The organism is Haloprofundus salinisoli (assembly GCF_020097815.1).
In the GTDB taxonomy this organism is placed as follows: domain Archaea; phylum Halobacteriota; class Halobacteria; order Halobacteriales; family Haloferacaceae; genus Haloprofundus; species Haloprofundus salinisoli.
Genome location: NZ_CP083663.1, coordinates 381,738 through 403,828 on the forward strand (window position 1 = coordinate 381,738; position 22,091 = coordinate 403,828).

Below are 22,091 nucleotides of genomic sequence, written 5' to 3' on the forward strand. Positions count from 1 at the left end.
GCTCATTGCCAGCCTGTTGGAACGGCCCTCGCTTAAGAACTTAGCTCGCGTGCGACCGAAGCGCCCGGCCGGGAAGGCGTGCCACGGGGTCTGTTGCGCAACCTCTTTGGGCGACCTGTTTCTCACGGAAAACGAATGAACCCAACTCGCCCGTTCCGAGCACTGAGTCTCCTCTGCGTCGTCTGCGGAGCACTCGGGCTGTGGCTCGCGTTCCAACGGCAGATGTGCGACGCTGTCGGTGGTGTCGAGAACTCGTGCAGTCCGAACATTGCCTATCTGATTCCGGGAATGGGTTCGGTGCTTTTCGGTGTCGTCCTGTTTCTCTACGGACGCCGGCGGAGAGACCGCAGTTCGGGAGTGTGACCGGCGACGCTCACTCCACGACGGCGTAACAGTTCCCGCTGGAGACGAACACGTCGACGGGCGCGAGGCCGCTCGTATCGAGGTCGTCGCGGAACTCGTCGGGGTCGTAGATGTGGTAGAACCGGGGGACGCGCTCGCCGCCCGGTAAGGTCCAGTCCACGGTCGTATCGAACCCCTCGCTTTCGTCGAACTTGCCGTGTTCGGTGCTCCAGGCGCTGACGAGTGCACGGCCGCCGGGGCGGAGCACCCGCGCGAGTTCGTCGAGGCTGTCGACTCTCGCCTCCCGCGTCGTGAGGTGGTGAAGCGTCGCCACGTACACCGCGAGATCGAACGACTCGGCGCGAAACGGCAGCCGGGCGGCGTCGCCGTGGACGAGCGAGACGGCGAAGCCGCGTTCGGTCGCGCGCTTTCGGGCCTCGCCGAGGAGTTCGCGGCTCACGTCGAGGCCGACGACGGCGGCGGCGTGTCCCGACAGCAACTCGCAGTGGCGGCCGTTCGCACAGCCGAGGTCGAGCGCGCTCGCCGCCTGTTCGTCCGTCGTCGTCTCAGTGACGAACGACTCCACTTCGGGCCACGGATACTCTCGGGTCGCCGCGAAGTGCTCGGCGATGGCGTCGTACGTCGCTCGCGGGTCGCCGCTCGTGCGCGACGGGTCACCGTCCATGGTCGTCCGTTCGTCGGCGAGGATAAACCAGCTACGACCCGCGCCGACCGTCGTCGCGTGCGGCGATCGCCTCGGCGTTCACAGCACCACGAACGCGAGCGAGGTCAACGCGAGCAAGGCGGCGACGTGTTTGATGCCGTCGGCTGGCGTCCCTTCGCCGAGCTGCCCCGCGACGACGCCGGAACACACCGCGTGGATGACGCACATGTGGTACAGCGTGAGCGTGTACAGTCCGACGGCGACGTCCGAGAAGCCGGCGAGTCCCCCCGTCGCGCCGGACGCGACGCCCGCTCCGGGTGCGGCCGCCTGCGCTTCCAGAACCGCCGGGACGAACGCGAGCGTCAGGGCGGCGACGATGGCGAGGAAGACGAAAAACGAGATGTAGATGACCAGTTGGTAGGTGAGCATCTCCTGGCGGCGCTCCTCGCGGAGACGCCGGGCTGCCTCGGCCTCGTCGGCGGCGATGCGAAGCACCGGTCCCAGGTCGCCGCTAGCGCGGGTGGCGTTGGCGACCAGCGCCGTCGCCCGGGTCACCATCCCCGAGCCGACGCGGCGGTCGAACCGCGCCAGCGCCGTCTCCACGTCCGCGCCCCACTCGATGTCGCGCCAGAGTCGTCGCACCTCGGGCGTGAGCGCACCCAGGTCGCTCTCTGCGACGCGCTCGAAGCTCTCGACGACGGTCAACCCCGCCTCGTTGACGCTCGCCAGTCGGTCGAGGAAGTCCGGCACCGCCGCCTCGTAGGCGCGGATGCGACGCTTCCGGAGTTCGTGGACGAGCGCGACGCTGCCGAGGGCGAGCGCCGTCGCCTCCACGAACGGTCCGTCGAGCATCATCACCGCGGCGACCGAGTCGGCGGGCACAGCCGAGAAGTCGACGCGGACGACGAACCACAGGAGTGCGAGCGGAACGCCGAACGACAGGGCCCGAATCGGCCGGTCGAGAAGCGCCCCGTACGGGTCCGAGAGCACGTCTCGAATCGGCCGCAGACGGTCGAATATCTGCAGTCGCTCCCGGTCGGCCTGCCAGCGGTCGGCCGCCTCGCCTCCCGCCGCGGGGGCGGACGCATCCGCCATCGCCGTCCCGCCGTCGGCGGCGACGCCGGTGCCGGTCGCGCCACGGTCAGCGCTCCCCTCGTCGTCGCCGGGGTCGAGGCGGGTCGACGGCGGCCGGTACGACCGGGTGAGGCTGTCGACGTAGACGACGTACCCCGCCGTCGCCAGCGGGATTCCGAGGTAGACGATGACCCGCAGAAGCGAGAGCGTGTCGCTCAACACGAGGCCGATGACGACGAGGATGGTGACGAAAAGCAGGGGACCGACGACCAGAAGCGAGACGTACGCCTCAGCGAGCGTCGCCAGCAGTTCGAGATACCGCAGTTGCTGGGACTCGGCTTTCGCCTCGTAGCGTTCGTACTGGTCGCGGAGAAAGCCCGAGAGGTTTCGACCGCTCCCGAGGACGCTCGCGAGGTTCTCGCTGAACTCCGCCAGATTCTCGCTGGGCGTCCGGCGGGCGGTCCGCGACAGCGCCGTCAGCACGTCGATACCGAACGTCTCCATCTCGCGGACGGCGACGCCGATCTCGGTCGCGGCCTCGCCGTAGATGTCGTCGTTGTCGGCGAGCGTCGACAGCACCGTCGGAAACGACGTGCCGCTTCTCGACAGCGCGTACGTGAACGCGACGGTTCGAGGGAGCGACGCGTCGATGCCGTTCGATCGGGTGCGCGCCGTCGCGTCGTGGAGATACCAGCGCGCCCAGTAACAGCCGACGCCGAGCGACGCCGCGAACACCCCCCCGAGTCCCAGGAACAGCGAGAACCGAACCCAGTGGCGAATCGACCCGGAGCCGTTGACGAGCACGGTTCCGGCGAGCGTCCCCGCCGTTTCGATCGAGGAGACCGAGACGAGACCGACCGCGACGCCGAGAGAGGCGCCGACCAGCGCCGACGCGGCCGAGAAGAACAACGTCCGCGCGGCGTGGGTGTGGTGCGTCTCGGCAACGTGGGCGGCGCGGAGACGGGCGACCTGTCGGGCTTTCCGGGGGCCGTCGCCGGCGACGAATTCGCCGAACAGGAGCGTCGACGCCCGGGTGAGAACGCGGTTCGTCGGGGGGTGGACGAGCGAGAGACAGAGCGGAACACAGAGCAGCACCGAGAGCGCGACCGCGACTGCGGCCCCCGCGGCGAGAATCACCGTCTCGCCCCGTCGGTCGCCGAGTCGACGCGAGCGTCCGCGTCGCCGTCGCCGCTCCCGCCTCCGTCGACGCCGATGTCGACTCGCGCCATCGCCGCCTCGGGGTCGGCGTAGTACTGGTCGACGAACGCGGTGAATCGCCGGAAGTCAGAGATGCCGCGGTCGCAGAGCGCGTCGAGGAACCGCTTTCGACGGTCGAGTTCGCGCAGGAGCGTCGAGCGACTCCAGCCGCGTTCGTCCTGAATCTCGCCGAGCAGGTCGCTGTCGTGGCGGGCGAACTCGTCGTGGCCGGCGTTCCACGAGAAGGCCGCGGAGTAGTCGAGTTCCCCGGTCCGCTGGTCGATACCACCGAGTTCGCCGACGACCTTCGAGCGGCGGACGCGCTCGCCGTCGAAGCGGGTGAGCGTCTGTATCGAGAGGATGTCGAGCGACTGCACCATCGCCCGCGGCACGTTGATGGGTTCGTTCTCCAGTCGGTTGATGACCGTTTCGATGCTGTCGGCGTGCATCGTCGAGAACGTCGTGTGTCCGGTGTTCATGGCCTGAAACAGCGTGACGGCCTCCTGGCCGCGGACCTCGCCGACGAGGATGTACTCCGGGCGGTGTCTGAGCGCCGAGCGCAGCAGGTCGTACATATCGACGTCCGCGCCCTCGTGGCGGCGTTCGCGCGTGATACCCGACAGCCAGTTGTCGTGGTGCAGCGCGAGTTCGCGGGTGTCCTCGATGGAGAGCACCTTCGCCCGCGGCGGGATGAACATCGAGACGGCGTTCATCGACGTGGTCTTTCCGGATGCCGTGCCGCCGGCGAAGACCAGCGACTTGTTGTGTTCGATGCAGAGCCACAGGTACGCCATCTGCTCGACGCTGAAGGTGCCGAGCTCGACGAGGTCGACGGGCGTGAACGGCTCGTCGGCGTACTGACGGATGGTGAACGCCGAACCTCGGGGCGTCACCTCCTCGCCGAGGGCGAGTTCTGCGCGTGACCCGTCGGGCAGCGTCGTCTCGACGATGGGGTCGCCGACGGAGATGTGTCGGCCCGACTGCTGGGCAAGGCGGATGACGAAGTTGTCGAGTTCGTCGCGGTCGAATCTGATGTTGGTGGCGATGTCGGCGTAGTCGTCGTGGTAGGCGAACAGCGGGACGCCGTAGCCGTCGCAGGAGATGTCCTCGATGCGCGAGTCGGCCAACAACGGGTCGATGCGGCCGAACCCGCGGAAGTTTCGGTGGAGGTAGTACAGCAGCGTGTGGAAGCTCTCGGCGCCCACCGAGACGCCGTACGATTCGAGCAGCGACTCTACCGCGCTGGCCAGCGGGTCGTCTTCGAGCGCCGCGTCCACGCTGTCGGCGGCGCTCACCGCGTCGTCGCCGAACAGCAGCGGTTCCCGGACGTCCGTCGACACCCGGCCGAGCAGCCGCCGTTCGAAGGCGTCGAGGTCCGGTTCGACCGTGTGGTATCGGTGGGCGTTCTCGGCCGCCTGGTACGTGACGACGACGTAGGCGTACGGCGCGTTCACCCAGTAGCGGTCGATCTCCTCGTGTCCGCTCGGCAGGTCGAACGTCGAGAGCGGCCCGTCTGCCCGTGGGCGGAGGGGGCGGACCGACACGTCGACGCCGCGCAGGAGCTCGAGCGTCCGTTCCGCGCGTCGACGAAGGGCGTCGAACCGCGTCGGCGAGCCGTCGGTATCTATCGAATTATTTGACATTCTGTTCCACCGGAGTTCAGCGACCATTCCGGCGCAGGGGTCTTAAAACCGGCCGTCCGGTGGAGGCGGCGGTACGGGCAAGTCGACGGAGCGCAGTGCTGTAGTATGAGTTACGCAATCGCGCCCGTCGACAGCGACAGAACCGGAGCGCGAGTGTCACCTCAGAAGACCGTAGACAGCAGCGTCAGCGCGCCGTGTCGGAGGGTAGAGAACGGGTTGAGACGACCCGGCGCTCGGGTAACCGGCGTTACGTTCATACCGCCTCGAACCGAACTTCCTGCTATCGAATGAGGCGGGATTACTTCGAACTGGCAGTCGAACACATCGATTGGGTCGAGACCGGCGACGCGCCCGAGAAGCCGACGGTCAAAATCGACTTCTACGGGCCCGCGGAGCTCCTCCAGCGACGGCTCTCAGACGTCGACGGGGAGCTGCTCGACGCGAAACAGACCGACGTCGCGTTTCGGCTCCAAGAATCGCTCGACGAGAACCCGGAGGCCCCGGGCGTCGTCAGCGTCACGAATCGCATCACCGGCGACTTCGTCCTCGAACTGAACGAGAACGCCGACGACGTGCTGAAGTTCATCCGCGCCGCCCGCGAGTACGGCGAGGCCTCCGACGACGACGACGGCCAGTACCGAGTCGAACTGTCCATCGAGGGTGAACCGCTCGTCACCTACGAGAAGACGACGTTTCTCGTCTACAACGACGAGGGCGACCTGTTGCGCCGACAGAGTCTCATCCCCTCCGGCGTCGAACTCTGAAGCCCGGCCGGTCGAGCTCTCTCTTCGTCGACGGAAACGTCGCCCGAATCACGCCTCTTATAACGTTCAGTCGCCGTATTCGGCTCCGTGAAGAACGTCACCGACCGCACGAGCAACCCGTTCGGCATGCGGCCGTCCTGCGCCGAGTTCGTTCCCGGCTACGGCGATGCCAACGCGCATTTCCACGTCGTCGGCGACCACCCGGGCGTCCACGGCGGCGACGACACCGGCGTCCCCTTTACGAACGAAGCGAGTCGGAAACTCCAGCAGGCGTTCGTCGACGCGGAGTTACTCCGCAGCGCGGGCGACGAACCGGAGGTCGAGCGGACGTTTCTCTCGTATCTCCACATGTGCGTCGCCGAGACGACGCCGACGCAGGCGGAGTACGACGACATGGAGCGCTTCTTCGACGCCGAACTCCGCGCCATCGCCGCGCACGTCCTCGTGCCGGTGGGCGCGCGGGCGACCAAACACGTCCTCGAAACGTACACCGCCCAGGCGTGGAAGACCGAAATCGACATGGAGAACCTCCACGCGACGGAGATGCGCGGCAGCGGGTGGCTCGTCGTCCCGGTCAAAGACCCCGCGGAGTGGGAAGGCGGCGACGCCGACCGCCTCGTCGAAGCGCTGCTGACGCTCCAGTCGACGGACTACCGACGCGAGACGGACCTCGGCCGATTTCTCCCCGGCGACGAACCGTACCTCGTTCGCTGAATCCAATCCGAAAAATAATTATAATTTCCCGTACTTCGAGACGACTGTCCAGCGAAGTAGGGGCGTTTTTCAGTATTGGAAAATATCGAACTTCTTCGCTTCTTTTCTGCGCTATTTGATAAAGCCACGCGGATATTCAGGCCGATATTGGACCGAACCAAGGGTTTTTATTAGTATCTATCAAACCGATAGTTGGCGTGCGTGGATGCCCATGCCGCCGCTTGCGACTGCGGACTGGTGCTCACCGCAGTGGCTTGGTCAAAAGCGGTCCGCTCTGCGGACCGTTTCCCACTCTTCTGAGCGAAGTCACCCGTCAGCGACGATATAGAAGTGTCTCGACGGTGCTGCTTCTCTCGAATCGAGAGCGACGACGCCGTCGAAAAGGGTCGACCGTGACTACGCCGCGGGGTCGTCGGTCCGGTCGCGAAGTTCCGTCCGTCGAATCTTTCCCGTCACCGTCTTCGGCAGGTCGGAGACGAACTCTACCTCCCGCGGATACTCGTGCGCGGAGAGTTCGTTTCGGACGTGCTGTTTGATCTCCTCTGCGAGGTCGTCCGACGGCGTCTCGCCCTCGGCGAGAACGACGTACGCCTTGACGATGTTGCCGCGTTCGGGGTCGGGTTTCGGGACGACGGCCGCCTCCGCGACGGCCGGGTGTTCGCCGAGCGACGATTCGACCTCGAACGGGCCGATTCGGTAGCCGGAGGAGAGGATGACGTCGTCGGCGCGGCCCTCGAACCAGAAGTAGCCGTCCTCGTCTTTCTGCGCGAGGTCGCCAGAGAGGTACCAGTCGTTCACGAAGCAGTTAGCCGTCTGGTCGGGCTTGTTCCAGTACTCGGCGAAGAAGCAGGGGAACTCGCCGCGGTGGGCGATTTCGCCGGTCTCGCCCGGTCCGAGGGGTTCGCCCGTCTCCGGATCGACGATGTCGGAGGTCACGCCCGGGAGGGGTTTGCCCATGCTCCCCGACCTGAGTTCCATCGTCGGGTAGTTGTTGATGACCATGTTTCCGGTCTCGGTCTGCCCGTAAGTGTCGTACACCGTCACGCCGAGGCGCTCCTCGGCCCAGTCGATGACGCCCGCGCTCAGCGGTTCGCCGATGCTCAGCGCGTGTCTGAGGTCGAGGTCTACGCCCGACAGCACCTCCTCGTTCGCGCGGAGCATCCGGTAGGCGGTGGGGACGCTGAAGAGAACGGAGATGGGGTACTCGTCGAGGAGGTCGGCCCACCTCTCGGGGTCGAACTCGCCCTCGTACGTGAACAGCGTCGTCCCCCAGAACCACGCGCCGAGGGTGTTGATGGGACCGGTGAGCCACCCCAAATCGGCCGTACTCCAGTAGAGGTCGTCCGGTTGGAGATCGACCGCGAACCGCTGGGTCGCCGCGACGCCGGCGACCCATCGGTGTTTGTGGAGGACGCCCTTTGCCAGTCCGGTCGTCCCGCTGGTGTAGTAGAGTAACGCGTCGTCCTCGCCGCCGGTCTCGGCCGCCCGGTACTCGTCGCTCGCCTCCGAGAGCGCCCGCTCGAAGTCGACGTCGTCGTGCCGCTCGTCGCCGTGGGCCTCGTCGGCCCCGAGGACGACGACGGTCTCGACCGAGGGCGCGTCGTCGAGCGCTCGCTCCACGGTCTCCTCGTTTTCGGCGGTCGTCACGACCAGTTTCGCGTCGCAGTCGTCGAGGCGGTAGGCGATGCCGTCCGGTCCGAAGCGCTCGTTGACGCTTCCCCAAACGGCCCCTCGTTTCAGTGCCCCGACGAGCGCGACGTAGTGTTCGGGCACCCGCGGCATGTAGGAGAACACCCGGTCGCCGCGCTCGATACCGAGCGATTCGAGAGCGTTGGCGAACCGGTTCGACCGCTCCTTCAGGTCGGCGAAGGTGAGCGTCTCGCTGGAGCCGTCGGTGCCGACGTAACGGAGCGCAACGTTCTCGCCGTCGGCGGCGTGGCGGTCGCAGACCTCGTGGGCGATGTTCAGTCGCTGCGGCGCGTCCCAGTCGGCCTCGCCGTAGATGTCGTCCCAGGCGAACGAGTCGTACGTCTCCTCGTACGATTCCAGGTTGTGTTGTGTCATCAATGACCGTGATGATAACCGGCGAAATAACGGTACGGACGAGTCAACTCGTCCGAGTTATCGACGAGGCAACCAGTCGACGCAGGTCGCGCTCAGAGCGACTCGGCGTACTCGCGGAACCGGTCGCCCGCCTCGGTCCGAACCGGGTCACCGTGGCCCATTCCGACGACGTCGACGTCGTCGAGGTGTTCGGCCAACTGGCGGACGCTCTCGTCGTTGCGGTCGGCGTCGTAGGCGAGCGCCGACGGGAGGCGCGCGAACCGGCCGTCGTCGCCGCGGACGAGGTCGCCGACGAGCGCCAGACCGTACTCGCGGTGGACGAAGGAGGTGTGTCCCGGCGTGTGGCCGGGCGTCCGGTAGGCGACGAACGGGCCGACCGCGTCGCCGTCGACGATGCGTTCGACCGAGAGGTCCGGGGCGTCGAGGAACGCGCCGAGCGCCCGCTGGAGGGCACCTTTACGGTTGCCGAGCGGGGGTTTGGCTTCGCCGAGCAGGAAACTCGCGTCGGGTTCGCTGGCGTAGACGGGCGCGTCGAGGCCCATCTCGGCCAACCCGCTCAGCGCGCCGACGTGGTCGAAGTCGTAGTGGGTGAGGAGGACGCGTTCGACTTCGGGGAGCGAGTAGCCGGCGCGTTCAACGTACTCGCGGAGTCGGGCGGCGTCCATCGGCGTCCCGGCGTCGACGAGCGTCAGTCCCTCGGCGTCGACGAGATAGGCGTTGACGCCGCGGAGCGGTACCCGCCACGTCGTATCGAAAGGTGGACTCATAGAGGGGGATACGAGCGCCGGAAGGAAAAATCAGGCGACAGTGACAGACCGACGTGATTACAGTAGCACACCGGGGAAATCGTTTCGAGCGGGACGCCCGTACGTGGCACCATGTCCTCCGCGCCGAATCGCTCCCCCGTGTCGAGTCGCCCCGCCGCGCCGAGTCGTCTCATCATCGCCGGTCTCGACGACGACCGGAACCGCTTCGACCACTACTGGTCCCGCCTCGAAGCGGTCGACGTACCGACGCCGCGAACCGCGTTCGTTCCGCTGGAGTCCGACGCAACGGGACACGCGAACTGGGAGACCGAGGCGGTTCTCGGAGTGATGGAGGAGTGGGACACCGAGCGAGCGTTCGTCCGCACGCAGTACAAGGCGGCCCCGCTGCGCCTCAGGGCGGGGTCGGCCATCGAGAGGCGCGACGCCGACGAGATCGACCGCACCGTCGGGTCGCTGCTCTCGCAGCTGCGGCACACCGACTTCCGACACGGTGGCGGTCTCGTAGTCCGCGAGTGGGTCGACCTCGGGTTCTGCATGCACGCCGCCCACGACCGCTGTCATCCCGAGGTCCGGTTCTTCGTCGAGGACGGCGAGGTGCTCGCGGCGAGTCACGACGTCGAACGACGGTCGTTCGTCTGCGCGAGCGCGTACGAACACCTCCGTCCGCTCCTCGACGGCATCGACGGTCGCACCCCTCGACGGTACGCCGAGGCCGTCGCCGCCGAGTTCCGTGAGGACACCTGGGCGGTCGACTTCGCAATGGACACGACGGGGACGTGGTACTGCACCGAACTGGGGCTGAACGCCGTCCGGTGGAACGACCGAGAGGGCGACTGGTGGAACCACTGCGGGCACGGAGACGCCGAACCGCACAGTCCGCGCGAGATACACTCGGCGGCGCTTCACGTCGGACGTCGCCCGCGGGACGGCTGAGCGAGTGTTACCCGAGCGACCTCACCGCGTCGCCCAGAGATATCGGCCCACGTCGCCGAGGAACAGCGACGCCGAGACGACTGGCACGACGACGGCCAGCAGTAAGGCGAGCGCGACCATCGGCGCAAGCGCGGTGCTCAGCCCGAGCGCGACCAGCGGCGCGAACGCGCCGACGGCGTACAGTCGCGTCGCGCCCGACCCGAATCGGTGAACGGTGACGACGAGCGAGAGCGGCAGTGCGACCGCGCCGGCCGGGAACAGGAGCGCCTCGGGCGTCGCCGTCGGCGTCTGCGCCGCCGCGAGGGCGAACTGGAGGAGTCCGGTGAGACCGTACGACCCGGTCAGCGCCGCGACCGACGGCGCGCTCACGAGTTCGGCCGCGAACGCGTCGAGCGCCGGGAGTTGAGCGAGGAGGTACTGCGCGACGCCGGCGACGTACAGTATCGTCGCGCCGAGGACGGACGTCCAGTGGTACGAGAGGGTGCGACGGCGCGACGACCGAACCTGGTCCTTCTGACGCTGCTGGCGGCGGCGCGCGCGGCGGGCCTCGCGGGCTCTCGCGCGGGCGTCGGCCGCTTCGGGGTCGTGGCCGCCGACGGTCGCAGTGGTGGTTCGGCCGCTCGACCGGCGCTTCGACCGACTGCGGGAGCTCCCCGTCGAACTTGTCGACGAGGCGGTGCCGGACGCCGAGGCGGAGCGGTCGGTCGACGAACGACTCGTCGAGGCGGTCGACGCGGAGGTGGTCGACGTCGACGTGCTGGCGCGACGGGAACGCGACGAGGCGGTCGTCGACGTGCCGCGGGAGGCGGACGGCCCACCCGAGGAGGCCGAGTCGTCGTCACCCCACCGCGAGGCGGAGGGGTAGCCTTTCATCCGCTTTTTGACGTAGGTCCTGTGGCCCAGGCGCTCGTAGTCGGCGCGCTCGGACTCGTCGGAGAGCACGTCGTACGCCCGGCGAATCGTCTGGAACTGCGCGGTGGCGCGGTCGTCGTCGTTCACGTCCGGGTGGTACTCCCGCGCTTTCGCCCGGTAGGCGGCTTTCAGCTCCGCCTGTGTGGCGTCGTCGGAGACGCCGAGGAGGTCATAGAAGTTCTCGGGCATGCCCTGTTGCGAGAGCGCTACGCAAGCCCCCGCTTTGAATGTACCGGAGCGTGAGTTTCAAGAAACGACGAACGCGGTCGGAGAAGAGTCGGAGTCTGTCGTGATCGAAAGTGGGAAACCTCATACCGGTTCGCCGAGTGGGTCGACCGTGAAGCGAATCCAACTGGGGAACACCGTCTTCGAGGGGAAAAACGACGTCTACCTCCTCGACGGGGAGACGACGACCCTCGTCGACACGGGCGTTGCGACGACGGACGTCCGCGAACAACTCGAAGCCGAGTTGGCGGCGTTCGGCGTGAGCTTCGCCGACGTCGACGAGATTCTCCTCACCCACTGGCACTACGACCACGCCGGCCTCGCCGGCGAGATTCAGGCCGAGAGCGACGCGACCGTCCGCATCCACGAGGCCGACGCGCCGCTGGTCGCCGGCGAGGAGAGCGCGCTCTCCGCCGAGAACGAGACGACGCGCCGGAAGCTCCGCGAGTGGGGTCTGCCCGACGACCGCCGTGAGGAACTGCTCGACTTCCTCGCCGACCACGAGAGCCTCGCGGGACGACCTGCCGAAGTGACACCGTTCGAGGACGGCGAGACGTTCGACGTCGACGGCGTCGAGTACGAGGCGGTTCACCTCCCCGGCCACTCGGCCGGTCTCTCCGCATTCGCCTTCGAAGGCGAGTCGGGCGAGGAGGCGTTCGTGGGCGATGCGATCCTCCCCAAGTACACGCCGAACGTCGGCGGCGCGGACGTGCGCCTCGACGCCCCGCTGGAGCTGTACGTCGACAGTCTCGTCCGGTTTATCGACCGCGACTTCGACCGCGCGTGGCCCGGCCACCGCGACGTCATCGACGACCCCTCCGCGCGGGCGGCGACCATCCTCGACCACCACCGCGAGCGAACGGAGAACGTCGTCGGCGTCCTCCGCGAGCGCGGCCCGAGCGACCCGTGGACGGTGAGCGCGGAACTGTTCGGCGAGTTGAAGAACATCCACGTGCTCCACGGTCCCGGCGAGGCGTACGCGCACCTCGCGCACCTCGAACAGCGCGGCGTCGCCGAACGCGACGGTAACGTCTACGGACTCGTCGACGAGAATCCTGACGTCGACGAGCTGTTCCCGGCAATCGACGCACAGTCGTAGCGTCGGGGCGTCAGTCGACGAGGTCCGTCGCTGCTTGCTCTCTCATCCTGTTGCACCGCTCGCAGCGGTACAAGTCGGCGTACTCGCCGTTTTCGTCGGGGTCACTGTTCGCGGCGCTCCGATTGCGCTCGGCGGAGGTAACCGAGTCGCCGGACCACTTGTGGCCGCGAATCCAGCAGACAACGACAGTGAATCCGTCGACGGGTTTGGGACCCCACATGCAATCGACTTGGCAACTCGGCTGCTTGAAACTACGTCACACCGCCATCAGAGACGGTAAACGTGTCAGACGCCGTTGTTACCGCGGTAGCCCCGGTAGAACGCCCTCACTGTGCGGCCGACTGCCCACACGACTGCGACAGCAACGAGCGACCCGAGCGCGAGTGGAAGCGTGTGGTTACGAGGGACCGCCCGCACGAAAACCGATACAAGAAACTCCGCCGTGACGACGGTCGCGGCCAGAACCGCGAGCGAAAGCGTCACGTGGCGACCCAAGTTCACGGCGCGGATGCCCCGGTTCAGCGCGGCGTACCCGTGGAGTCGGACGGCGGCGACTTCGGTCGACACCGCGAACGAGAGAACGACGGCGGCGACGGACGCGACCGTTCTCGACGCGCCGGAGAGCGAACCGCTGACGACTGAGGCGAGAATCTCGGCGGCACCTATCGTGAGGAGGTACGTAGGGAGACCGAACAGCCCGAGCGACCCGAGGAGGACCGCGCCGGCGACGAGACGCTCGCGGATGGAGGGCGTCATACCGGTCAGTTCGCCGTCATCTGATAAAAACGTGCGTTCGGCGAGGTGAACGCCATCGGCAGAAAGACGAAACACTAAACCGGCCCGGAAGGAAAGCCAGAGGCATGGAACTGCGGGTCATCGACAAGACCGACGAGGAACTCCGCATCGAGGTCGCCGGGGAAGACCACACGTTCATGAACGTGCTCAAGGGCGCGCTGTTGGAGACAGAGAGCGTCGTTGCCGCGACGTACGACATGAACCCCGAGCAGTCCGGCGGGCAGACCGAACCCGTGCTCACCGTCAAAACCAACGGCGCTGACCCCCTCGACGCGCTCGGCGAGGCCGCGGGTCTCGTCCAGACGCAGATGGGTACTCTCCGGGACGCCTACGAGTCTGCCGCCGGCGCGTAAACTCACCTCTCGTCTTCCGTCTCCCGTTTACTCGGCGTCCGCGTCGTAGCCTTCGCTCGACTCGTACGTTTTCTCGCCCGCCTCGATGGCGACGTCGAGCCGGTTTTCGACCGGCACCATCGGGCACTCGTAGCGCGCGGAGTACGCGCAGAAGGGGTTGTACGCGAGGTTGAAGTCGACGACCCACCGGCCGTCGTCGGTGCGGTCCTCCTCGGCGTGTAAGTCGAGATACCGACCCGCGCCGTACGTCTCCTCGCCGCTCGTCTCGTCGCGGAACGGGACCCACAGACCGGGGTCGTCGGCGTCGCGGCGGTACGCCTGCAGCGTCTGTTCCTCGCCGCCGACCTCGAATCGAAACTCCCCCCAGCGGAGATACTCTCGCTCTCCGTCGGTGGTCGTCGCGACGACCACTCGCTCTCTGTCGCCGTGTTCGTGCAGTTCGAGTTCGAAGCGGTAGTCGTCGTCCGGAGAGAAGTACCGAAGGCCCTCGAAGTCGGGGCGCTCGGCGTCGGGAATCGGCGACTGCGGGTTGTCGCGGAAGTAGCTGTCTTTGTCTCGGCGATGCCGTTCGAGAGCGGTCTCCCAGTCGGTTGGTGCGCTCATACTCCCGCGTACGAGGGCCGAACAAATCAGCGTTCGTCGGGCGTGGCGACGGCGCGCATCACGGCGAAACGACGGAACAGACAGCGACGACTACAACCGAACCGGCAGGTCGTGGTCGGCGAGATACTCCTTGACGTCCCGAATCGAGTACTCGTCGAAGTGGAAGATGCTGGCCGCGAGGCCGGCGTCCGCGCCCGCGTCGGTGAACACCTCGTACATGTCTTCGGGACCGCCACACCCCGAGGAGGCGATGACGGGTGTCGAAACGGCGTCGCAGACGGCCTTGGTGAGCGGGATGTCGTAGCCGTCCTTCGTGCCGTCGGCGTCGATGGAGTTGACGAACAGCTCTCCTGCGCCGCGGGATTCGGCCTCCTCGGCCCACGAGACGACGTCGATGCCGGTGCCCTCGCGGCCGCCTTTGACGGTGCATTCGAACCAGCAGGACTCGCCGTCGACCTGCGCGTAGTAGTCACCCTCCTCGTCGTAGCGACGGCGGGCGTCGACGCTGATGACCATGCACTGGCTGCCGAACGCCGCCGCGCCTTCGGTGATGAGTTCGGGTCGGTCCAGCGCCGCGGTGTTGATAGAGACCTTGTCCGCGCCGGCGCGGAGCGTCTCTTTGATGTCCTCGCGGGTACGGATGCCGCCGCCGACGGTCAGCGGGATGAACACCTCGTCGGCGACCCGGGAGACGGTGTCGAGCATCGTCTCGCGGCCGTCGGCGGAGGCGGTGATGTCGAGAAAGACGAACTCGTCGGCACCCGCCTCGTTGTACCGTTTCGCCATCTCCACCGGGTCGCCGGTGTACTCGAGATCCTCGAAGTTGACGCCGGTGTAGACGGCCGGGTCGCCGTCGTCGTCCAGATCTACGTCGATACAGGGGATGATGCGCTTCGTCAGCATTCGTTGTCGGGGAGTTTGCGAGTGGCGGGTTTCACCGTTTCGACTCGGTCACTCCCTCCGGTCTCCGAGTCTCGGGATTACGCGCCTCGGTATCGACGACGGCGACGCTCAGTCGATGCAGGAGAAGTCACGTCCTCCTCCTCGGAGGCGGTAGTAGTCGTCGCCAACACGGGTTGGCCGAATCGGTGCGAACGCTCGGTTCGACGGTTGTCGAACCCGGTTCGTCGGCCAACGCCGCGGACGTCTCACCGGAAGCGCCCCCTACAGATGCGCTTCGGCGGTCGCGTCTATACGGCATGAGTGCGATTCAGCCGAGACGGTAGACGCGACTCTCCCACGGACGGAGCGCGAGCGCGTCGACGTCGTGTTCGACCGGCGGACCGTCGGCAGCGTCGTAGTTACCGAGCAGCAGTTCGGCGGTGGTGTCGTCGACCGACTCCCGAGCCGACGCCGGCAGTTCGAACGCCGTCTTCCGCCCGGCGAAGTTGTGCACGACGAGCGCCGTCTCGTCGCCGAGCGTCCGGGTGTACGCCCAGAGGCGGTCGTGGTCGGGGTAGTGGAGCTCGTACTCGCCGTAGACCAGCACGTCGTTGTCCTTGCGCACGTCGATGAGTCGGCGGTAGTAGTGCCAGACCGACGCCGGGTCCTCGCGGGCGGCCTCGACGTTTATCTCCCGGTAGTTGGGATTGACGTTGATCCACGGTTCGCCGTCAGTGAAGCCCGCCTTTTCGTCGTCGGACCACTGGACCGGCGTGCGGGCGTTGTCGCGGCTGTTCTCGCGGAGGCCGCCCTTTATCTCCTCAAAGGAGCTCACCTCGCCGGAGTCGAGCGCGTCGCGGACGGGGTTTATCGTCTCCACGTCGCGGAACTCCGAGAGCGACTCGAACGGGTAGTTCGTCATGCCGATTTCGGCTCCCTGGAAGACGTACGGCGTGCCGCGGAGCGTAAACAGGAGCGTCGCCAGTAGCTTCGCCGACTCGACGCGGTACTCGCCGTCGTCGCCGAAGCGCGACACCAGACGCGGCTGGTCGTGGTTGCTCAGGTAGAGGCTGTTCCAGCCGTCGGGAAAGAGACCGTTCTGCCAGCGGGTGAACACCCGTTTCAGCTCCGTCAGTTCGTACTCGTGGTAGTCCCAGATGTTCTCGCCCTGGTCGAGCAGCACGTGGTCGAAGTGAAATAGCGTGCTGAGGCCGTCACCGTCCTCGCCGACGTACTGGAGCGCCTCCTCCATCGACATCTCCTGGCCGATCATCTCGCCGACGGTGAACACGTCGCGGTCGGCGAGCACCCGGTCGCCCATCTCGCCGATGTAGGCGTGGACTTTCGGGCCGTTGATGGTGCCGTCGAAGTCGTCGTAGACGTGCGGCGGGTCGTGCTGGGTGACGCTGTCGGGCTTCGAGACGAGGTTGATGACGTCCATCCGGAAGCCGTCGATGCCCTTCTCCAACCACCACTCCATCATCTCGAACACCTCGTCGCGCACCTCGGGGTTCTCCCAGTTGAGGTCCGGTTGCTTCCGGTCGAAGAGGTGCATGTACCACTCCTCGCTCTGCTCGTCGTACGCCCAGGCGGGCCCGCCGAAGAACGACCCCCACTCGTTCGGCGGAGCCTCGTGTTCGGGCCCCTCGTGACCGGTGAAACCGTCGACGTCCGTCCGGCCGTGTCGCCAGATGTAGTACTCTCGATACTGGCTGTCGGGGTCGCGCGACTTCGTGAACCACGCGTGTTCGTCGGAGGTGTGGTTGACGACGAGGTCCATGATGAGGCGAATGTCGCGGTCGTGGAGGCCCTCCAGCAGGTCCTCCCAGTCGTCCATCGTCCCGAATTCGTCCATGATGGAGCGGTAGTCGGCGATGTCGTAGCCGTTGTCCGCGTTCGGCGACTCGTAGACGGGGTTGAGCCAGACGACGTCGATGCCGAGGTCGTCGAGGTAGTCGAGCTTCTCGATGATACCCGGAATGTCGCCGACGCCGTCGCCGTCGCTGTCGTTGAAACTTCGCGGGTAGATCTGGTAGACGACCGACTCTTTCCACCATGCCCGGTCGACGTGCGCGGGGTCGGCGTCCCCGCTCGTCGCGTCTGCTGTCTCCTTCACGGTCGCAGATACGGCGGGAGCCCATTTAGTTGTGTTTTAGTAGGCAGGTGCAGTAGCCTCGCGCATGGCCGACCAGAGCGAACCGAGCAAGCGACGAGACGTAGACGAAAAGCCACAGCCGCACCAGGAGTCCGAGGACACGACGGCCAGCGAGCGAACGACGGCCCCGCAGAGTGCGTACACGTCGAGCCACGTGGGTACCGGTCTCGTCGTCCTGCTCGTCGGCCTCCTCGTCGTCTTCGGCGTCCCGCTGCTTCTGACCTGAACCGGACCGTTCCTTCGTCGTCTCCCGAACCCCCTTCTCGTGAGTTCGTCCGTGTAGTATTCCCGGAAGAGGCCCTGCCAAATATCTAAAGAACTATCCACCTATCTTTCTATCCAGAAACCTATACAGGAATACGCACAGAAATACACACAGAAACACGTCCAGAGATACCCGAGAGACGCCATCTGAGACGAGGACTCGGTGACAAGAGACCGCGACAGAGAGTGAGGCGAGCCCGTCGTCGACTCAGTCCAACTCGCGGGCGATGACGTCGCGCAGGGTTCGAATCTCGTCGGCCGAGTAGTCGAGTCGCTCGTCGCCCACGGTGAGCGAGAGCGTCCCGTCGGCGGTCGCCGCGCCGAGTTCGACGACCGGCGCGACACCGTCGAACGCCTCGCGCACCGCTTCGGGCTCCGTTGTCTCGACGACGGCGCGGCCGGGCGTCTCGTCGAACAGCGAGAGCTCGTCGTCGACGGCAACGTCGGCGCCCGCGCTCTCGGTGACCATCTCCGCCAGCGAGACGGCGAGGCCGCCGTGGCTCACGTCGTGGACCGCGAGCGTCGCCTCGTCGTTCGCGACGGCGGCGAGCGCCGCAACCACTTCACCTGGATTCTCGGGCAGGTCGGGGAACCGGTCGGAGCCGCCCGCGAAGGCGAGGTACTCCGACCCGCCGAGCGCGTCGCCCGCTTCGCCGACGAGCAGCAGCGTCCCCTCGCCCGCGAACGCGGCGGGCGGGGCGTCGTAGCCGTCCTTCGTCCCGACGACGGCGAGCGTCGGCGTCGGCGGAATCGGGCCCGTGACCGAGTCGTTGTACAGCGAGACGTTGCCGCCGACGACGGGCGTCGAGAGGTCGCGGCACATGTCGGCGAGGCCGTCGACGATGCCCTTGAAGCCGCCGTACACCTCGGGTTTCTCGGGGTTGCCGCCGTTGAGGCAGTCGACCGCCGCCAGCGGCGTCGCGCCCTTCGCGGCGAGGTTCGTGGCGTTTTCGAGCGCGACGGCGCGCGCGCCGTCGTAGGGGTCGGCGTTCGTCCACTTCGGGGTCGCACCCGAGGAGAACGCCAGTCCGATTCCCGTCTCGCGGCTCTCGCCGCTCGACCGCTCCGCGGAGCGCTGCTCCGCGCGCGCCTCTCGGATGGCCATCACCGCGGCATCGTCGCCGGGTTCGACGGCGGTTCGGAGACCGACCTCGTGGTCGTACTGCCGGTAGACCCAGCGCTTGCTCGCGGTCGTCGGACTGCCGACGACGGCCTCGAACGATTCGGAGAGCTCCGCGTCCGGCAGGTCGCGCTCGGGTTGCTCGTGCGCAGTCGAATCGAGGTCGTTCATCGGCGCGCCGTCGGCGAGGTACTCGGCGGGCACGTCGACGGCGACGTCCCCTCCAAAGGTGCAGACGTAGTTGCCCTCGGCGACGTCGCCGATGACCGAGCAGCCGAGGTCGTACTTCTCGGCGATTTTCCCGACCGCTTTGACGTCCTCCGGGCGTACTTCGTAGCACATCCGCTCTTGGGACTCCGCGAGGAGAATCTCCATCGCGTTCATGTTCGGTTCGCGCTGGTGGACCGCGTCGAGGTCGATTCGCGCACCGAAGCCGCCCTTGGCGACGAGTTCGGAGGACGCGCCCCCGAGGCCTGCCGCACCGAGGTCGCGCGCCGACTGGACGAGGCCGGCGTCGACGAGTTCCTCGTTGGCCTCGATGAGCAGCTTTTCCGTATAGGGGTCGCCGACCTGCACGGCGGGTCGGTCCTCGGTCTCGGCGTCCTCGGCGAGGTCCTCGCTGGCGAACGACGCGCCGCCGAGGCCGTCGCGGCCGGTACCGTTGCCGACGAGGACGAGTTTGTTTCCTGCCCCCTGGGCTTCGGCGGTGACGAGGCGGTCGGCGGGGAGAAGTCCCACGCAGGCGACGTTCACGAGCGGGTTGCCCTCGTAGTCGGGGTGGAAGTCGACGCTGCCCGTGACGGTTGGCACGCCGATGGCGTTGCCGTAGTCGGCGATACCTTCGACGACGCCCTCGAACAGATAGCGGGAGTGTTCCTCGGAGAACTCACCGAAGTAGAGCGAGTCGGCGAGCGCGATGGGATACGCGCCCATCGAGAGCGTGTCGCGGACGATGCCGCCGACGCCCGTCGCCGCGCCGTCGTAGGGGTCGACGTAGGAGGGGTGGTTGTGGCTCTCGATGCCGAGAGTGACGTAGGTGTCGTCGGAGACGGCGACGACGGCGGCGTCGTCACCGGGGCCGACGACCACGTCGTCGCTTTCACTGTCGAACGCCGACAGCAACGGTCGAGACGAGCGGTACGCGCAGTGTTCGCTCCAGAGGTTCTCGAACAGCGCCGCCTCGGCCCTGGTGGGTTCGCGGCCGAGTTCGGCGACGACGAGCTCGTGGTCGGCGTCGGAGAGACTCATTCATCTCCCTGTTTAGAAAGCGTCGATAAATCCCTTTTCATATGCACATACGTGTGTATCGGTTCGAGAGCGGGTCGCGGCTCCGACGCCGGCGTCGAACCCTCGCCGCGGGCGTGAGATTCCGGTAGTTCTATCATTACACGTGGTCACATCGGCGACTAATGGACGAATCACGCCTTTGGGGAGGAATCGGCATCCTCATCGGGCTTGCAGGTATCGCCATCGTACTGTTCTATCCGGATTCGGAGTTCCTCAGTATGCTCACCGAGGGGCACTTCACCGAGTTCACGTTCCTTTACGGCGTGGGCGTCATCCTCGCCGTCCTCTTCACCGCGCTTATCATCGGTCCGAGCATGCTTCGCAGCAGATAGCGCAGTCGGGACCGGCGAGTTTTTTTAGACACCCGTCCAAAGGCTGTTCGTGCTATCGGTCGAACTGCACGCGCACTCCGCGCTGTCCTACGACGGCCGCGACCCCGTAGAGTTACTGCTTGAACAAGCCGCGGCTGTCGGACTCGACGCGCTGGCGGTCACCGACCACGACGAGATCGACGCCAGCATCGAGGCGGCCGAACGCGCCGCCGACTACGGCCTCGTCGGCATCGTCGGCATGGAGGTGACGAGCTCCGCGGGCCACGTCCTCGCGTTCGACATCGACGAGCAGATTCCCGCCGGCCTCTCCTACGACGAGACGCTCGACCGAATCCGAGACCAGGACGGCCTCGTCGTCGTCCCCCACCCGTTCCAGAAATCCCGCCACGGCGTCGCCCCGCACATCTCGCGGGAACAACTGGCGAGCGCCGACGCCATCGAGGTGTACAACTCGCGGCTCCTGACCGGTCTCGCCAACCGCAAAGCCGAGAAGTTCGCGCTCGCCAACGACCTCCCGATGACCGCCGGCAGCGACGCCCACATCAGCGAGATGGTCGGCCAAGCGGTGACCGAAGTCGGGACGAACGAACGCCGCGCCGACGCCATCCTCGACGCTATCGCCGAGGGTCGGACGGGCGTCGTCGGCACCCGAACGCCGTGGCACATCAGCTTCCGGCAGGCCGCCGGCGGCGCGAAACGCCGACTGAAACACGCGGTCACCGACTTCCTGTGATTCGCGGCACGACGCCCGAGCGCGTCGCCGCCGCGCTCGAACGCAACGATCCGCTTCCGGGGACCGCCGGCTTCGCGGGTCGGCTCGACGTCGAATCGTCGGCCCTCGGCGACGGGCCGTGTCTCGTCCGCGACGTGCTCGGCCGACAGCCGATCTTCTTCTCGGAGCACGACCCCTCGGCGTGGGGGTTCGACCCGACCGAACTCGAAGACCCCCGACCGCTTCCGGCGGGCCACGTCCAGCGACTCGGAGCGGACGACGCCGCCGAGAGCGGGAGCCAGCGCGTGTGGACGCTTCCGAATCCGCCGGAGTTCGACGACGACGAAACGGCGCTCGACGCGGTCGGAGACGCCGTGTTGGGTCGCGTCCGCGCCGTCGACCCGGCGGACACCGCCGTCGCCTTCTCCGGGGGCGTCGACTCCGCGCTCGTCGCCGTCGGAATGCCCGACGCTCCCTGCTACGTCGCCGGGTTCGAGGGGTCGCACGATATCGAGGCCGCCCGCGACGCCGCCGAGGCGATGGGCCGCGACCTGCGCGTCGTCAAGTTCGCCCACGACGACCTCACGCGGGCGGTACCCGAAATCGTCGCCGCGACGGGTCGGACCAACGCGATGGACGTCCAAATCGCGCTACCGCTGTATCTCGTCGCGGAGCGCGTCGCCGCCGACGGCTACGAGCGACTGGCCGTCGGACAGGGCGCGGACGAACTGTTCGGCGGTTACGCGAAGGTGGCGAACGCCCCCGACGACCATCGCGTCGACGCCGAGACGGTCCGCGGGGCGACGCGCGAGATGGTAGCGACGCTTCCCGCCCAGCTGGAGCGAGACGCGTTGACGTTGCGTGCGGCGGGCGTCGAACCGGTCGCGCCGCTGTTGCACGACGACGTGGTCGCGGCCGCGCTCCGTCTCCCCGGACGCCTGCTGACGGACGGTGAGGAGCGCAAGATTGCACTTCGACGCACCGCCGACGGGGTGCTCCCCGACGCCGTCGCCGCTGCGGACAAGAAGGCCGTCCAGTACGGCAGTCTGGCGGCGCGCGAACTCGACCGGTTAGCCCGCCGTTCGGGGTTCAAACGGCGGATGGACGACCACGTCGGTCAGTACGTCCGTTCGCTGGCCGACCGGTAATCGAGTCGGGCGCGCTCGACGGCGCTCGGACGGTCCGCAGGA

General features: G+C 67.1%; 21 protein-coding genes. 9 read left to right on the forward strand and 12 right to left on the reverse strand.

From position 1 onward, the window contains the following. Window positions 1-373 precede the first annotated feature (373 nt). The 3 genes from LAQ73_RS02030 to LAQ73_RS02040 all read right to left on the reverse strand — a co-directional run bounded on the left by LAQ73_RS02030 (window position 374) and on the right by LAQ73_RS02040 (window position 4,920). Window positions 374-1,027, reverse strand: a complete 654-nt coding sequence (locus LAQ73_RS02030; RefSeq protein ID WP_224269592.1) for a class I SAM-dependent methyltransferase — start codon at window positions 1,025-1,027, stop codon at window positions 374-376. 78 nt (window positions 1,028-1,105) lie between these two features. After that, a complete protein-coding gene (locus LAQ73_RS02035; protein ID WP_224269593.1) occupies window positions 1,106-3,217 on the reverse strand; it encodes a type II secretion system F family protein in 2,112 nt (703 codons plus the stop codon). Beyond that, window positions 3,214-4,920: a type II/IV secretion system ATPase subunit gene (locus LAQ73_RS02040; protein WP_224269594.1), complete on the reverse strand. Its 1,707-nt coding sequence runs from the start codon at window positions 4,918-4,920 to the stop codon at window positions 3,214-3,216. The genes LAQ73_RS02035 and LAQ73_RS02040 overlap by 4 nt, the downstream gene beginning before the upstream one ends. 287 nt (window positions 4,921-5,207) lie before the next feature. On the opposite strand from LAQ73_RS02040, the gene LAQ73_RS02045 reads away from it, so the two are divergent. Both LAQ73_RS02045 and LAQ73_RS02050 read left to right on the forward strand, forming a co-directional pair. Further along, window positions 5,208-5,684: a DUF5793 family protein gene (locus LAQ73_RS02045; protein ID WP_224269595.1), complete on the forward strand. Its 477-nt coding sequence runs from the start codon at window positions 5,208-5,210 to the stop codon at window positions 5,682-5,684. A gap of 87 nt (window positions 5,685-5,771) precedes the next feature. Beyond that, window positions 5,772-6,398, forward strand: a complete 627-nt coding sequence (locus LAQ73_RS02050; protein ID WP_224269596.1) for a uracil-DNA glycosylase family protein — start codon at window positions 5,772-5,774, stop codon at window positions 6,396-6,398. Window positions 6,399-6,794: 396 nt separating this feature from the next. Here LAQ73_RS02050 and LAQ73_RS02055 read toward each other — a convergent pair whose 3' ends face one another. Together LAQ73_RS02055 and LAQ73_RS02060 are read right to left on the reverse strand one after the other, a co-directional pair. Then, window positions 6,795-8,462 (reverse strand): acetate--CoA ligase, encoded by a 1,668-nt coding sequence (locus LAQ73_RS02055; protein ID WP_224269597.1) that lies wholly within the window; start codon window positions 8,460-8,462, stop codon window positions 6,795-6,797. A 92-nt stretch (window positions 8,463-8,554) separates the two neighbouring features. Continuing rightward, window positions 8,555-9,229, reverse strand: a complete 675-nt coding sequence (locus tag LAQ73_RS02060; RefSeq protein WP_224269598.1) for an MBL fold metallo-hydrolase — start codon at window positions 9,227-9,229, stop codon at window positions 8,555-8,557. Between the two features lie 111 nt (window positions 9,230-9,340). On the opposite strand from LAQ73_RS02060, the gene LAQ73_RS02065 reads away from it, so the two are divergent. Further along, window positions 9,341-10,162 (forward strand): ATP-grasp domain-containing protein, encoded by an 822-nt coding sequence (locus tag LAQ73_RS02065; RefSeq protein ID WP_224269599.1) that lies wholly within the window; start codon window positions 9,341-9,343, stop codon window positions 10,160-10,162. A gap of 21 nt (window positions 10,163-10,183) precedes the next feature. Here LAQ73_RS02065 and LAQ73_RS02070 read toward each other — a convergent pair whose 3' ends face one another. Beyond that, entirely contained in the window at window positions 10,184-11,263 is a 1,080-nt protein-coding gene (locus tag LAQ73_RS02070) for a DnaJ domain-containing protein (protein WP_224269600.1), read from the reverse strand. Window positions 11,264-11,411: 148 nt separating this feature from the next. Here LAQ73_RS02070 and LAQ73_RS02075 point away from each other — a divergent pair, with 148 nt between their 5' ends. Then, on the forward strand, window positions 11,412-12,398 hold the full coding sequence (locus LAQ73_RS02075) for an MBL fold metallo-hydrolase (RefSeq protein ID WP_224269601.1): 987 nt from the start codon (window positions 11,412-11,414) through the stop codon (window positions 12,396-12,398). A gap of 10 nt (window positions 12,399-12,408) precedes the next feature. Here the strand turns inward: LAQ73_RS02075 and LAQ73_RS02080 are convergent, their stop codons facing one another. Both LAQ73_RS02080 and LAQ73_RS02085 read right to left on the reverse strand, forming a co-directional pair. Next, window positions 12,409-12,618, reverse strand: coding sequence for a hypothetical protein (locus tag LAQ73_RS02080; protein WP_224269602.1), 210 nt, complete (start codon window positions 12,616-12,618; stop codon window positions 12,409-12,411). A 65-nt stretch (window positions 12,619-12,683) separates the two neighbouring features. Further along, complete coding sequence (locus tag LAQ73_RS02085; RefSeq protein WP_224269603.1) at window positions 12,684-13,154, reverse strand: hypothetical protein; 471 nt, start codon at window positions 13,152-13,154, stop codon at window positions 12,684-12,686. A gap of 104 nt (window positions 13,155-13,258) precedes the next feature. Here LAQ73_RS02085 and LAQ73_RS02090 point away from each other — a divergent pair, with 104 nt between their 5' ends. Next, window positions 13,259-13,546 (forward strand): DNA-directed RNA polymerase subunit L, encoded by a 288-nt coding sequence (locus tag LAQ73_RS02090; protein ID WP_224269604.1) that lies wholly within the window; start codon window positions 13,259-13,261, stop codon window positions 13,544-13,546. Between the two features lie 27 nt (window positions 13,547-13,573). On the opposite strand, the gene LAQ73_RS02095 is transcribed toward LAQ73_RS02090, so the two are convergent. From LAQ73_RS02095 to LAQ73_RS02105, 3 genes are all read right to left on the reverse strand, one after another. Then, window positions 13,574-14,149 carry a DUF1684 domain-containing protein gene (locus LAQ73_RS02095; RefSeq protein WP_224269605.1) on the reverse strand — a complete coding sequence of 192 codons (576 nt, stop codon included), beginning with the start codon at window positions 14,147-14,149 and terminating at the stop codon, window positions 13,574-13,576. 90 nt (window positions 14,150-14,239) lie between these two features. Beyond that, window positions 14,240-15,052, reverse strand: a complete 813-nt coding sequence (gene hisF / locus LAQ73_RS02100; RefSeq protein WP_224269606.1) for an imidazole glycerol phosphate synthase subunit HisF — start codon at window positions 15,050-15,052, stop codon at window positions 14,240-14,242. A 307-nt stretch (window positions 15,053-15,359) separates the two neighbouring features. Further along, window positions 15,360-17,147, reverse strand: coding sequence for a glycoside hydrolase family 13 protein (locus LAQ73_RS02105; RefSeq protein ID WP_224269607.1), 1,788 nt, complete (start codon window positions 17,145-17,147; stop codon window positions 15,360-15,362). Window positions 17,148-17,211: 64 nt separating this feature from the next. Between LAQ73_RS02105 and LAQ73_RS02110 the strand changes: the two genes are divergently transcribed. Next, on the forward strand, window positions 17,212-17,412 hold the full coding sequence (locus tag LAQ73_RS02110; protein WP_224269608.1) for a DUF7550 family protein: 201 nt from the start codon (window positions 17,212-17,214) through the stop codon (window positions 17,410-17,412). Window positions 17,413-17,658: 246 nt separating this feature from the next. On the opposite strand, the gene purL is transcribed toward LAQ73_RS02110, so the two are convergent. Then, window positions 17,659-19,818: a phosphoribosylformylglycinamidine synthase subunit PurL gene (gene purL, locus LAQ73_RS02115; protein ID WP_224269609.1), complete on the reverse strand. Its 2,160-nt coding sequence runs from the start codon at window positions 19,816-19,818 to the stop codon at window positions 17,659-17,661. Window positions 19,819-19,979: 161 nt separating this feature from the next. Here purL and LAQ73_RS02120 point away from each other — a divergent pair, with 161 nt between their 5' ends. From LAQ73_RS02120 to LAQ73_RS02130, 3 genes are read left to right on the forward strand one after another with little or no spacing between them, the layout of a single operon-like run. Further along, entirely contained in the window at window positions 19,980-20,189 is a 210-nt protein-coding gene (locus LAQ73_RS02120; protein ID WP_224269610.1) for a hypothetical protein, read from the forward strand. Window positions 20,190-20,238: 49 nt separating this feature from the next. Next, the gene (locus LAQ73_RS02125) at window positions 20,239-20,922 is read left to right on the forward strand and encodes a PHP domain-containing protein (RefSeq protein WP_224269611.1); all 684 of its coding nucleotides are present in this window, start codon (window positions 20,239-20,241) and stop codon (window positions 20,920-20,922) included. Further along, entirely contained in the window at window positions 20,922-22,049 is a 1,128-nt protein-coding gene (locus tag LAQ73_RS02130; protein WP_224270700.1) for an asparagine synthase C-terminal domain-containing protein, read from the forward strand. The genes LAQ73_RS02125 and LAQ73_RS02130 overlap by 1 nt, the downstream gene beginning before the upstream one ends. Window positions 22,050-22,091: the final 42 nt, after the last annotated feature.

Bases quoted from the DNA above. Each gene is read 5' to 3' on its own strand.
- LAQ73_RS02030 (WP_224269592.1), bottom strand. From the start codon at position 1,027: ATGGACGGTGACCCGTCGCGCACGAGCGGCGACCCGCGAGCGACGTAC.
- LAQ73_RS02040 (WP_224269594.1), bottom strand. From the start codon at position 4,920: ATGTCAAATAATTCGATAGATACCGACGGCTCGCCGACGCGGTTCGAC.
- LAQ73_RS02045 (WP_224269595.1), top strand. From the start codon at position 5,208: ATGAGGCGGGATTACTTCGAACTGGCAGTCGAACACATCGATTGGGTC.
- LAQ73_RS02055 (WP_224269597.1), bottom strand. From the start codon at position 8,462: ATGACACAACACAACCTGGAATCGTACGAGGAGACGTACGACTCGTTC.
- LAQ73_RS02060 (WP_224269598.1), bottom strand. From the start codon at position 9,229: ATGAGTCCACCTTTCGATACGACGTGGCGGGTACCGCTCCGCGGCGTC.
- LAQ73_RS02065 (WP_224269599.1), top strand. From the start codon at position 9,341: ATGTCCTCCGCGCCGAATCGCTCCCCCGTGTCGAGTCGCCCCGCCGCG.
- LAQ73_RS02070 (WP_224269600.1), bottom strand. From the start codon at position 11,263: ATGCCCGAGAACTTCTATGACCTCCTCGGCGTCTCCGACGACGCCACA.
- LAQ73_RS02080 (WP_224269602.1), bottom strand. From the start codon at position 12,618: ATGTGGGGTCCCAAACCCGTCGACGGATTCACTGTCGTTGTCTGCTGG.
- LAQ73_RS02085 (WP_224269603.1), bottom strand. From the start codon at position 13,154: ATGACGCCCTCCATCCGCGAGCGTCTCGTCGCCGGCGCGGTCCTCCTC.
- LAQ73_RS02090 (WP_224269604.1), top strand. From the start codon at position 13,259: ATGGAACTGCGGGTCATCGACAAGACCGACGAGGAACTCCGCATCGAG.
- LAQ73_RS02095 (WP_224269605.1), bottom strand. From the start codon at position 14,149: ATGAGCGCACCAACCGACTGGGAGACCGCTCTCGAACGGCATCGCCGA.
- hisF (WP_224269606.1), bottom strand. From the start codon at position 15,052: ATGCTGACGAAGCGCATCATCCCCTGTATCGACGTAGATCTGGACGAC.
- LAQ73_RS02110 (WP_224269608.1), top strand. From the start codon at position 17,212: ATGGCCGACCAGAGCGAACCGAGCAAGCGACGAGACGTAGACGAAAAG.
- purL (WP_224269609.1), bottom strand. From the start codon at position 19,818: ATGAGTCTCTCCGACGCCGACCACGAGCTCGTCGTCGCCGAACTCGGC.
- LAQ73_RS02120 (WP_224269610.1), top strand. From the start codon at position 19,980: ATGGACGAATCACGCCTTTGGGGAGGAATCGGCATCCTCATCGGGCTT.